Genomic DNA, 10,409 nt, shown 5'->3' on the forward strand with positions numbered 1-10,409 from the left:
GAGCCGGGCGCCTCGATCAGGTACAGGGTCCCCGGGTCGCCGCCGCGTTCGGTGGCGTCGACCAGGACGAGGGTGTCGTAGCCGTCCAGGAGCTGGTAGGCCAGGTGCACCCCGCGCACGCCGAAGTCGACCACCTCCACGTGGTCGGGCAGGGCGTGCGCGGACAGGGCGCGCACCGCCTCGACGCCGAAGCCGTCGTCGCCGAGGAAGACGTTGCCGATGCCGGCGATCAGGACCCGGCCGTTCACGGCTCCTCCAGGGCGGTCACCTCGTCGGGTTGGAAGTACAGGAACCGGCCCTGTTCGCGGCGGATGTCGGCGCCCGGGTCGCCCTCCACGGTCACGGCCAGGTGCACTCCCCCGTCGACGTCGTGCAGGACCTCCTCCACGCGGGCGGTGCGGCCCTGGAGGAAGAGGTCCTGGGCGTCGGTGCGCCGGAGCCCGGGGCGGAGGGTCACGCGGCTGCCGGGGCCGACGGGGGTGCCGTCGACCAGGACCCGGTCGGGCGCCGGTTCGGCGGGGGCGCTGCCGGCCGGGTCCCACCAGGGGGTTTCCGGGGTGAACAGGGCGTCCGGCGCCGGCTCCCCGGGTACGGTCGCCCCGGTGGCGGCGCGCAGGGAGCGGACGGCTCCGTGGAGCCGTTCCAGGACCTCGGGCGGCAGGGTCTCGGCCAGGTCGACGACGGCCGCCGCGCGCGGGTCCGTGCCGCGGGCCTCGCGCTTCTCCTCGTCGGTGAGGGCGGCGGTGCGCAGGGCGAGGATCTCGTCGATCTCGGTGGCGTCGTACATCTCCCCGGCGCTTTCGGGGGCGATGGCGGGGTGGTCCTCCAGGATGATCGGGGAGGACAGGACCACGTCGGCGCGGCCGTCCTCGCCGGCCAGGACCGGCCAGGTGTGCAGGTTGGCGCAGCCGGCGACGGCGGAGCGGGCCCATTCGGGCGGGTCCGTCATGGAGAGGAAGGAGCCCGGGTTCAGGCCGAGCAGGAGGTGGGCGGCGACCAGCGAACGCGGCAGGGCCTCCTCGCGGGCGGTCCCGGGCCCGTCGGGGGTCCAGGGGCTGGTGTTCTCGACGACGGCGGTGAGCTTCAGGACCCGGTAGGGGCCTTCGAGTTCCTCGGCGTGCAGCCGGACGACGCCCTCGGCCTCCTGGGTGCGCCGGACCAGGCGGCCGACGGTGCGGCCGTGGTCGTCGAGCACCGGTTCGACGTCCTCGCGGGCGGGGCGGGTGAAGGGGAGGACGATCTCCTTCTCCGTCAGTTCCGGTACCGCCACGCGCAGTTCGACCCGTTCCTCGGTGCCCTCGTCCCAGGGGACGAGGACGCGGTCGGGCAGGTGGAGTGCGGCGGTGTCGGTGAACGTGCCGTCCGCACGGGCCTCTTGCACGGTCCGGCGCTGGGCGTGCAGGAAGCGCAGTTCGAGGGAGAGGGTCGCGGCGCCGCGCGGTTCCATCAGGATCTCGGTGCGCTGGAGGCTGTGTTCGCCCTGGGCGGGGGCCCAGGCGGGCGGGACGAGGACGCCGAACTGCCAGCGCATCCGGTTCTTGGCGGCGGAGGCCCGGTAGGGGTAGAGGACGTAGCCCTCGAAGAGGACGGCGTCGGCGACCTGGCGGGCCGTCTCGAAGCGGCGCCCGGAGCGGTGGGCGGTGGCGGTGGGGGCCGTCGTGGTCATGGGGCGGCCCTCTCGGTGACGCGGGGGGCGGGGGTGCCCGGCAGCGGGAGCGGCGGCGGGGCGGGTTCGGCGGCGGCCAGCAGGGCGCGCAGGGTGGTCTCCCAGGAGGCGAGGGCGTGGCGGGAGCGGTAGGCGAGCAGTGCGGCCATGGTGTCGCGGGGCAGCCGTAGCCATCCGCAGCCGGGGAAGTGCTGTTCGACCATCTCCCGCCAGACGGCGACGGGCATCCGGCAGACGGCCTCGCGGTCCCAGGGGACGGGTTCGACGCGGAAGCCGCCGGCTCCGGTGAAGGCGGTGCCGGAGAACAGCAGCAGCAGGGGGACCTCGCCGTCCTGGAGGGCGTTGAAGTAGCGGGTGGAGGCGATGTCCATGTCGTAGGTGCAGGGGATGACGAGGTCGGTCTCGGTCTCCCCGGTGAAGCCGGGCACCAGCAGGCCGACCTGGGCGAACTGCACCGGGTGCAGGGTGCTCCCCCAGCGGGAGCGGTCGCCGAACAGGTCGGCGAGGGCTTCGGCCTCGTCGGGGCCGTAGCCGCGCCGGGCCGGTTCGATGCGGATCTGGCAGCGCAGGGCGAGGGCGTGGACCCGGGTGTCGGGGGTCGCCGCGGTGACGCGCAGCCGCAGGACGAGGGTGGGGCCGGCGGCGTAGGGGTCGGCGCGGACTCCGGTGCAGGTGAAGGTGAGGTCGGTCATGAGGGGCCGGCCTCCGCGAGGATCCGGGCGCGGGCCTCGACGTGGGCGAAGAGGGTGTCGAGTGCGGCGCGGGCCTCGGCGCCGCCGTCGAAGCCGCGCCACAGCAGCCGCATCCGGCCGACGAGTTCGTAGCAGAGGTCGATGGGGACCAGGTGGCAGGTGGTGCGGCCGGGGGTGTGGTGCAGCAGGAGGGCTTCCACGTCGGGTTCGAGGAGTCCCGCGAGGCGGCCGGCGCCGAGGACGGACTGCCAGGTGTCGGGGTCGAGTTCGCTCTCGGTGGCTCCGGCGGGGCTCGGGTAGAGGGCCACGAGGCGGCCGAGGGCGGCGTTGTGGAAGAGGAAGGCCACGCCGACGGGGATCCGCAGCCGTTCCCAGGCCGCGTCGTCCAACGCGTGCCCGGGGTCGGCGAGGTAGCGGTCGGGGACGGCGCGGTAGCGGCCGGTGCGGGTGCCCGGCCGGTCGAAGAGGAGGGAGCAGGCGGTGCAGGCGCACACCAGGGTCCGCTGCTCGGTCTCCACCAGGTGGCGGTGGCCGTCCGGGGGCACGGGTGTCCCGCACAGTCCGCAGCTCTCGGGACGGGGCGGGCGGGGGCCGGTGAAGCGGTGCAGCCCCCGGGGGCGGGGGCCCGTCACGGCACCCGGGCCGGGGTCTGCGGGCGGGTGCCGATCTGGAGCAGGGGCGGCGGGGGCGCGGCCGTCTCGATGTCGACGCCGGTGACTTCGGGGGCGAAGCAGGCGAGGGCGTCCTCGAGGGCGGCGCGGGTGGCGTCGCCGCCGGAGCCCGATCCGCAGCCGCAGCCGGAGGCCGCGGCGGGGGCGGTGCGCAGCCGCAGGACTCCGGTGGCGGGGTCGAAGCCGAGGAGCTCGACGGGGGCGCCGGCGGAGCGCAGGGCCCGTCCGATCCGGGTGTGGGCGTCCTCGGGGTGCAGGCCGTGCAGGGTGAGCAGGCTCGCCACGAGGTCGTCGTCGAGCAGCGGGGCCAGCGAACCGGCGCCGAGCCGTTCGGTGATCCGGGCGAGGCCGGCCCCGTAGAACTCCATCAGGACGCGGACGAGTTCCTCGGCGGAGGCGCAGGCGGCGCGGTCCCCGGACCCGGCCAGCCGGTCGAGGACCTCCTCGACGCGTGCGCCCGCCTGGCGGGCGTCGGCGGCGGCGCTCATCCGCCGAGTCCGCTCAGGCCGGTGGGGACGTGCAGGGTCTTCACGGTCTTGCCGCCGCCGACATACATGTGGACCCCGCAGGGCAGACAGGGGTCGAAGCTGCGCACGGCGCGCATGATGTCGATGCCCTTGAAGTTCTCCGGGGTGTTCTCCTCGAAGATCGGCGTGTTCTGCACGGCGTCCTCGTAGGGGCCGGGGGTGCCGAAGGTGTCGCGGGTGCTGGCGTTCCACGGGGTGGGCGGGTACGGGTGGTAGTTGGCGATCTTGCCGTCGCGGATCACCATGTGGTGGGAGAGGACGCCGCGGACGGCCTCGGTGAAGCCGCAGCCGATGGACTCGTCGGGGACCTCGAACTTCTCCCAGGTCTGGGTGCGTCCGGCGCGGACCTCGGCCAGCCCCTGCTCGGCGCAGTGCAGGGCGATGCCGGCGGCGTAGGCCTGGAAGTAGGTGCGGGCGCGGTTGCGTTCCAGCGCGTTGGACCACTTCGGGATCTTCCACTCGAAGGTGGTCTCCGGCTTGGTCATGGTGCGCGGCAGGGTGATGACCACGCTGTGGCCGGTGGCCTTGACGTAGCCGACGTCGACGAGCCCGGACAGGGCGGTGGACCACAGGCGGGCGATGGGGCCGCCGCCGGTGTCGAGCGCCAGGTGGTCCTTGCCGTCGAACCAGCGGGGGGACATCACCCAGCTGTACTTGTCGTCGAAGTTGCGCTTCTGCGGGGCGGGGATGGTGTGCTGGTTCCACGGGTGGCGCGGGTCGACGGGGTTGCCGAGCGGGTCGTGGGTGACGAACTGCTCGCGGCCCTCCCAGTCGTCGTAGTACGAGCTGCCGAGCAGGATGCGGATGCCGAGGTTGATCTGGGTGAGGTCGTTGGTGACCAGTTTGCCGTCGACGACGACGCCCGGGGTGACGAACATCTTCCGTCCCCAGTCGGTCATGTTGGCGTACGTGAAGTCGCAGTGCTCGGGGTCGTTGAGGGCGCCCCAGCAGCCCAGCAGCACGCGCCGGCGGCCGACCTCCTCGTAGCCGGGGAGGGCCTCGTAGAAGAAGTCGAACAGGTCGTCGTGGAGCGGGACGACCTTCTTCATGAACTCGCAGTACCGCATGAGGCGGCTCATGTAGTCGGTGAACAGCTGGACGGAGGCGATGGTGCCGACGCCGCCCGGGTAGAGGGTGGAGGGGTGCACGTGGCGGCCCTCCATCAGGCAGAACATCTCGCGCGTGTACCGGCTGACCTGGAGGGCCTCCCGGTAGAACTCGCCCTCGATGGGGTTGAGGGAGCGCATGATGTCGGCGATGGTGCGGTAGCCGTGGTCGGCGGCGTGCGGGGCCTCGGTGCGCTCGGCGAGTTCGAGGACGCCGGGGTTGGTCTCGCGGACCATCTTCTCGCAGTAGTCGACCCCGACCAGGTTCTCCTGGAAGATGTTGTGGTCGAACATGTACTCCGCCGACTCGCCGAGGTTGATGATCCACTCGGCGAGGTGCGGCGGCTTGACCCCGTAGGCCATGTTCTGCGCGTAGACGGAGCAGGTGGCGTGGTTGTCCCCGCAGATGCCGCAGATGCGGCTGGTGATGAAGTGCGCGTCGCGGGGGTCCTTGCCGCGCATGAAGACGCTGTAGCCGCGGAAGACCGACGAGGTGCTGTAGCACTCGGCGACGCGCTTCTGCTTGAAGTCGATCTTCGTGTGGATGCCGAGGCTGCCCACGATCCGGGTGATCGGATCCCAGGCCATCTCGACCAGGCCGCTGCCGTCGCCGGCCGCGTTCGTCTTCGGTGCCATCGTCTGTGCCGTGACCCTTCGTTCGCTACGGGGTGGGGTGGGATCGGTCGGGAGGAGGGGGGCGGGTCACCAGGGCGGGCGGTAGCCGGTGGTGAGCTTGCGGCCGGCGTGGCGCCACTTGGGTTCCTGGTCGACGGTGTGCTGGGTGACCGCGCGCAGGCGCCGGATCACGGCCCCGTAGGCTCCGCTGGCCTTCGCGGACACGTGGGATCCGGGGGGCGCGTCCATGAACGGCATGAACTTGTCGGGGAATCCCGGCATGGTGCAGGCGATGCAGATGCCGCCGACGTTGGGGCAGCCGCCGACGCCGTTGATCCAGCCGCGCTTGGGGACGTTGCACTTGACGACGGGGCCCCAGCAGCCGAGCTTGACCAGGCACTGCGGGGAGTCGTAGGTGTGGGCGAACTGGCCCTGCTCGTAGTACCCGGCGCGGTCGCAGCCCTCGTGGACGGTCTGCCCGAACAGCCAGGTGGGGCGGAGCTTGTCGTCCAGCGGGATCATCGGGGCCGACCCGGCCGCCTGGTACAGCAGGTAGGTCAGGGTCTCGGAGAAGTTGTCGGGCTGGATGGGGCAGCCGGGCACGCAGACGATGGGGATGCCGGCCTTGGAGGTCCAGTCCCAGCCGAGGTAGTCGGGCACGCCCATGGCGCCGGTGGGGTTGCCCTCCATGGCGTGGATGCCGCCGTACGTGGCGCAGGTGCCGATGGCGACCACGGCGAGCGCCTTGGGGGCGAGCCGGTCGATCCACTCGCTGGTGGTGATCGGCTGGCCGGTGCGGGGGTCGTCGCCGAAGCCGCACCAGTAGCCCTCGGGCTTGATCGACTCGTTGGGGATGGAGCCCTCGACGACGAGCACGAACGGGTCGATCTCGCCGCGCTCGCCCTTGAAGAACCATTCGACGAAGGTGTCGGCACCGCCGACGGGGCCGCACTCGAAGTCGATCAGGGGCCAGTGGACGGCCACCTTGGGCAGGCCCGGCAGGACGCCCGTGACGATCTCCTCGATGCTCGGCTGCATGGCGGCCGTGAGGGAGACCGAGTCGCCGTCACAGCTCAGGCCGGCGTTGATCCAGAGGATGTGGATCGTCGGGTCCTCGACCGGGTCCGACGTTGCTGCATCCATGCGGGGCCTCCTTCGGAGGGGATGCGGGGGGGGAGGTGGAGAGGGGGCGGGCGGACCGCACCTCTTCCTTGCTAGCAGGAGCCCGCCGGGGACGCGCTGTCCTGTACGGCCGGACCGGTGACGCGGGCGGCGGCCGGGCCGGTGCGGCGGGTGAGGTGGGGCGGGGTCTCCCGGACGGGCTCCTTGCGGACGAAGGCACGGCGCAGGGTGTGGTAGGGGGCGTGCGGGTCGTCGAAGGTGCGCTTCATCCGGTCCAGCTCGGCCGCCCGGTAGGAGGCCAGCGGGCGCCGGGCCTCGTCCTGGTCCCGGCGGGCCTTCTTGGCGGCGATGCGGGCGGAGGTGGCGGGCAGGGCGGCCAGGCGGGCCGCGAGGCGGGCCGTCTCCTCGGCGAAGGCCTCGGGCGGGCAGGCGAGGGTGCGGTCGGACAGTCCCAGGGCCAGGGCCGCGTCGGCGCTCAGCGGCAGGGCGTCCTCGGTGAGCCGGGCGGCGGCGGCCCCGCCGACGCGGGCCGGCAGGGTGTACGTCCAGTACTCGGAGCCGTACAGGCCCATCAGGCGGTAGTGGGGGCTGAGGACCGCGCCGGAGCGGCACCAGACCTCGTCGGCGGCGAGGGCGAACATGGCCCCGCCGGCGGCGGCGTTCCCGCCGAGGGCGGCGACGACCAGCCGGTCGGTGGTGGTCAGGACGGCCTCCACCAGGTCGTCCATGGCGTTGATGTTGGCCCAGGACTCCGCGGCCGGGTCGGCGGCGGCCTCGATCACGCCGAGGTGGATGCCGTTGGAGAAGAAGTCGCGGCCGCCGCCGAGGACGAGGACCGAGGTGGGGCGGGAGAGGGCGCTGCAGTAGGCCTCCAGCAGCCGGCGGCAGCGATCGGTGTCCATGGCCCCGGAGGGGAAGGAGAACGAGAGGAAGCCGGTCTGCCCCTCCTCCCGGTAGCGGATGTCGGACCAGGTGTGGCGGCCGGGGCCGGGGTGCAGGGGCGCCGGGTGCTCGCGCAGCGGGGGCAGCCGGTCGCCCAGGGCGAGGACGGCGGGCAGCCGCGGGGCGGGGGGCTCGCCGGGGGCGTGGACGGCCCGTAGCTCCGGGATCCACACGGAGCCGTCGGCCGTGGCCCGGCAGACCGCCCCGGCGCGGGTGGCCAGCAGTTCCCCGGGGCGGCCGCGCAGCCGGTCCTCCGGGTGGCCGCCGTGCAGGTACCACGGTGCGCCGAGCAGTTCGTCGCGTACACCGGGCCGGGAGTCGGCGGCGCGCAGCACCCGCAGGACCCGCTCGGTGCCGTCGGCCTCCCAGTCGATGCGGCGGCCCTCCTGGCGCAGGCCGGGGCGGGCGGTGGCGTGGTGCTGGGGCCGCGGGAGGTACGTTCCGGAGGCGAAGCGCTCCACGGCGAGCAGGACGGCCTCCAGGGCCGCGTCGGCGATCTCCCCGCGGTAGAGGTCGCTCTTGCCGACCGGGGGGACGGTGCACTCGGCGGTGGCCCAGACGGGGCCGGCGTCCATCTCGGCCTCGGCCTGCAGGACGGTCACACCCCAACGGGTGCGGCCCTCCTGCACGGCCCAGTCGAGCGAGGCGGGGCCGCGGTCGCCGACCGGGCCCGGGTGGACGATCAGACAGGGGTGGGCGGACCAGACCTCTTCGGGGATCGCCGTGCGCAGCATCGGCGCGAGCACGAGGTCGGGGGCGTGGCGGTGTACGGCCTCGGCGAGGGGGCGGCCCGGGAGGGCGAGTTCCACGGCCACGCTGTGGCCGTGGTCGCGCAGCTCGGCGTGGACGCGCTGGGTGAGGCTGTTGAACGCGCTCGCGAGGAGCAGGACGTGCACGTGGTCTCCCGCGGCGGTCCGGGGCGCGGGGCGCGGTGGCGCCCGGCCCGATCGGCAGGTCGTGACCGGTTCATGACCGGCCGCCTGCGATCGTGGCGCGGCCGGCCGGGGGCGGTGGCGCAGGCGGGCGGCGGTGTCACCCGAAAGCGGCCCGGCCGGGGGCCAGTCGGCGGCCCCGGGACGGTGTCAGAGCCGGTCCTCCATGCCGATGGCGTCCTCCAGGTCCCGGTGGGCCTCGCTCCGGTCGCCCTCCTGCTGTTCCAGCAGGGCGGCGGCGATGGCGTCGAGCTTGCGCTGGATGGCGTGCTCGGCCCGGCGTTCGGAGTTCTTCAGCAGGGCCAGCAGCAGGAGGGACAGGGCGCCCATGGCGTCGCCCGCCAGGTGCTGCCGCTCCATCGACAGCCCGGCCAGGTGGACCGCGGCGAAGCCGGCCACCAGGGTGGCGCAGAGCAGCAGGAAGGCCGCGGAGCTGGTGAAGTTCGAGGCCAGTTCGGCCAGGGTCTCGAAGCGGCCGCGGCGGCCGCGGCCGGTCTTCTTCGCGGGGTGCTCGAAGGTCATGCCCGGCGCCTGCCCGCCGGTCGGCCGGGCATTCCCCCTCCCCCGGCGGGGCGCGGGCTCAGCCGCTGCGCCGGCACCAGCGGCGGACCAGGAGGAACAGTCCGGCCAGGGTGGCCGCGTACGAGAAGGTGAAGGCGGCGACGAGGGCGGGCTCGGAGGTGGCGACGGCCAGGGGCAGCAGGGTCAGGGCGACGGCGGTCACGGCGCAGACCACGCCGCCCAGGACGCCGCGGCGGCCGTCGGGCGGCCGGTCGGCCGGGTCCGGTTCCTGGGCGAAGAGGCGGGTCCCGGACGTCATGGCCCGCTCGAAGCGCGGGTCGGTGCGCAGGGCGCGTTCGATCGCGGTCAGGGCCCTCCTCTCCCGGTGCGAGAGTCCGCTGCCGTCCATCACGGCCTCCTGCGCGTCACCGGCCGGCTCCCACCGGCTCACGGAACTGTGGCCGGGCATCTGCCCCACCACCGGTCCCTCCATGCGCCGCCCGGCACGGGCCGGGTGTCCGGGGCAGCCCGCGCGGCCTGGACGGAGCCGGGGACGTCCGGAGCGGTCCCGGGCGGGGCCGGGGGCGTCCCCGGCCCGGGGCGGGGCCGGCGGAGGGGCCCCGGCGCGGTCACGCGCCGCCCGGGGTGAGGGCGGCGGGTGGCCCCGCGCAGGCCGGGACGTGTCGCGGGGCCGCACGGGAACGGTACGCCCGGGCCGCTTCGGCTCAGCGGTAGTGGGACGCCGACTCCGCGAAGGTGATCGCCTGGGCGGGGACGGAGGCCAGGAGGGCCACCCAGGAGCCGTCCGTGAACTCCAGGTCCATCCGGCCCCGCTGGAGCACGCCCGTCGGCCTGGCCCGGACGGCGGCGACGGCCGAGCGGGGCGCCTCCCAGTACTCCTTCATCACGGGCGTCGACTGCCACAGGTGCGAGACGTCGGTGAGGCCGAACCAGCGCCGGTCGGTGACGGCGAGGACCCCGGTGACCGAACCGCGCGCCCCGGCCCGGCTGACGAGGAAGTGCCCGGCCGAGCTCTGCCAGCCGCCCTCCATGCTCTTGCCGTGCATCAGCCGGGTGCCGAGCTGGTCCACGGCGTCCGGCAGCCGGTCCACGGCGGCGGCCGCGGCGGCGGGCCGCGAGCGCCGGGGATCGATGACGCGGGTCCGCACCAGCTGCGCGAGCGGCTTGGGCAGCTTCGCCTCGATGCGGCGGTGGAGGGCGGAGTGGTCGGCCGGGGGGAGCAGGTCCTCGGGCGGGGTGGGTACGCCCGGTCCGAGCTCGTACGCGCACACGGCGACGAGGCGTTCCCCCGCCCGCACGAAGGGTCGGACCTGTTCGCGCCTGTCCTCGGTCAACGGGCGTGCTCCTGTCGTGCGTAAGGCCGGGGGTGACCGGCGCGGTGCCGCCGGGATGGTCGTGCCCGGCGTTCCGGATTCTCCCTTATGGGCCACCGCGGATGATCATCGGGGGGCCCGGGACGGGATACCCGGAAGGGGTACCGGCGGTAAGCCCGTGCGGGGGGCGGCGGACGCGGCGGAGCGGGCCGCGCCCGGGGGCGCGTCACAGGGGTTCGGCGTCCAGGAGGAAGGCCGTCGGGTCCGCTTCCGCGTCGTCGCCGGAGCCGGGCGGTGCCAG

General features: G+C 74.3%; 11 protein-coding genes. All 11 read right to left on the reverse strand.

Translation table 11 applies throughout. The features are described 5' to 3' along the window. Window positions 1-248, reverse strand: a 248-nt coding sequence (locus ACFVXK_RS33395) for a hydrogenase maturation protease (RefSeq protein WP_389619354.1), incomplete at its 3' end; no start/stop codon positions are given. Further along, a complete protein-coding gene (locus ACFVXK_RS33400) occupies window positions 245-1,666 on the reverse strand; it encodes a hypothetical protein (protein WP_389619357.1) in 1,422 nt (473 codons plus the stop codon). The genes ACFVXK_RS33400 and ACFVXK_RS33395, both read right to left, overlap by 4 nt. Then, window positions 1,663-2,358, reverse strand: a complete 696-nt coding sequence (locus ACFVXK_RS33405) for a DUF6084 family protein (protein ID WP_389619360.1) — start codon at window positions 2,356-2,358, stop codon at window positions 1,663-1,665. Before ACFVXK_RS33405 ends, ACFVXK_RS33400 begins: the two co-directional genes overlap by 4 nt. After that, complete coding sequence (locus ACFVXK_RS33410; RefSeq protein WP_389619363.1) at window positions 2,355-2,990, reverse strand: DUF5947 family protein; 636 nt, start codon at window positions 2,988-2,990, stop codon at window positions 2,355-2,357. The genes ACFVXK_RS33405 and ACFVXK_RS33410 overlap by 4 nt, the downstream gene beginning before the upstream one ends. Continuing rightward, the gene (locus tag ACFVXK_RS33415) at window positions 2,987-3,517 is read right to left on the reverse strand and encodes a hypothetical protein (RefSeq protein ID WP_389619366.1); all 531 of its coding nucleotides are present in this window, start codon (window positions 3,515-3,517) and stop codon (window positions 2,987-2,989) included. The genes ACFVXK_RS33410 and ACFVXK_RS33415 overlap by 4 nt, the downstream gene beginning before the upstream one ends. Then, entirely contained in the window at window positions 3,514-5,298 is a 1,785-nt protein-coding gene (locus ACFVXK_RS33420; protein ID WP_389619369.1) for a nickel-dependent hydrogenase large subunit, read from the reverse strand. The genes ACFVXK_RS33415 and ACFVXK_RS33420 overlap by 4 nt, the downstream gene beginning before the upstream one ends. 66 nt (window positions 5,299-5,364) lie before the next feature. Further along, window positions 5,365-6,420: a hydrogenase expression protein HypE gene (locus tag ACFVXK_RS33425; RefSeq protein WP_389619372.1), complete on the reverse strand. Its 1,056-nt coding sequence runs from the start codon at window positions 6,418-6,420 to the stop codon at window positions 5,365-5,367. Window positions 6,421-6,491: 71 nt separating this feature from the next. Beyond that, window positions 6,492-8,237, reverse strand: coding sequence for an enoyl-CoA hydratase-related protein (locus ACFVXK_RS33430; protein ID WP_389619375.1), 1,746 nt, complete (start codon window positions 8,235-8,237; stop codon window positions 6,492-6,494). Between the two features lie 186 nt (window positions 8,238-8,423). Continuing rightward, entirely contained in the window at window positions 8,424-8,795 is a 372-nt protein-coding gene (locus ACFVXK_RS33435) for a hypothetical protein (RefSeq protein WP_389619378.1), read from the reverse strand. 58 nt (window positions 8,796-8,853) lie between these two features. Beyond that, entirely contained in the window at window positions 8,854-9,243 is a 390-nt protein-coding gene (locus ACFVXK_RS33440) for a DUF3040 domain-containing protein (RefSeq protein WP_389619380.1), read from the reverse strand. Between the two features lie 256 nt (window positions 9,244-9,499). After that, on the reverse strand, window positions 9,500-10,129 hold the full coding sequence (locus ACFVXK_RS33445; RefSeq protein WP_389619383.1) for a hypothetical protein: 630 nt from the start codon (window positions 10,127-10,129) through the stop codon (window positions 9,500-9,502). Window positions 10,130-10,409: the final 280 nt, after the last annotated feature.

It is taken from the genome of Streptomyces sp. NPDC058157 (assembly GCF_042884105.1).
GTDB lineage: Bacteria > Actinomycetota > Actinomycetes > Streptomycetales > Streptomycetaceae > Streptomyces.

What these genes read in the sequence shown, in the direction of transcription:
- ACFVXK_RS33440 (WP_389619380.1), bottom strand. Translation starts at nt 9,243, where the DNA reads ATGCCCGGCCACAGTTCCGTGAGCCGGTGGGAGCCGGCCGGTGACGCG.
- ACFVXK_RS33425 (WP_389619372.1), bottom strand. Translation starts at nt 6,420, where the DNA reads ATGGATGCAGCAACGTCGGACCCGGTCGAGGACCCGACGATCCACATC.
- ACFVXK_RS33415 (WP_389619366.1), bottom strand. Translation starts at nt 3,517, where the DNA reads ATGAGCGCCGCCGCCGACGCCCGCCAGGCGGGCGCACGCGTCGAGGAG.
- ACFVXK_RS33420 (WP_389619369.1), bottom strand. Translation starts at nt 5,298, where the DNA reads ATGGCACCGAAGACGAACGCGGCCGGCGACGGCAGCGGCCTGGTCGAG.
- ACFVXK_RS33405 (WP_389619360.1), bottom strand. Translation starts at nt 2,358, where the DNA reads ATGACCGACCTCACCTTCACCTGCACCGGAGTCCGCGCCGACCCCTAC.
- ACFVXK_RS33435 (WP_389619378.1), bottom strand. Translation starts at nt 8,795, where the DNA reads ATGACCTTCGAGCACCCCGCGAAGAAGACCGGCCGCGGCCGCCGCGGC.
- ACFVXK_RS33400 (WP_389619357.1), bottom strand. Translation starts at nt 1,666, where the DNA reads ATGACCACGACGGCCCCCACCGCCACCGCCCACCGCTCCGGGCGCCGC.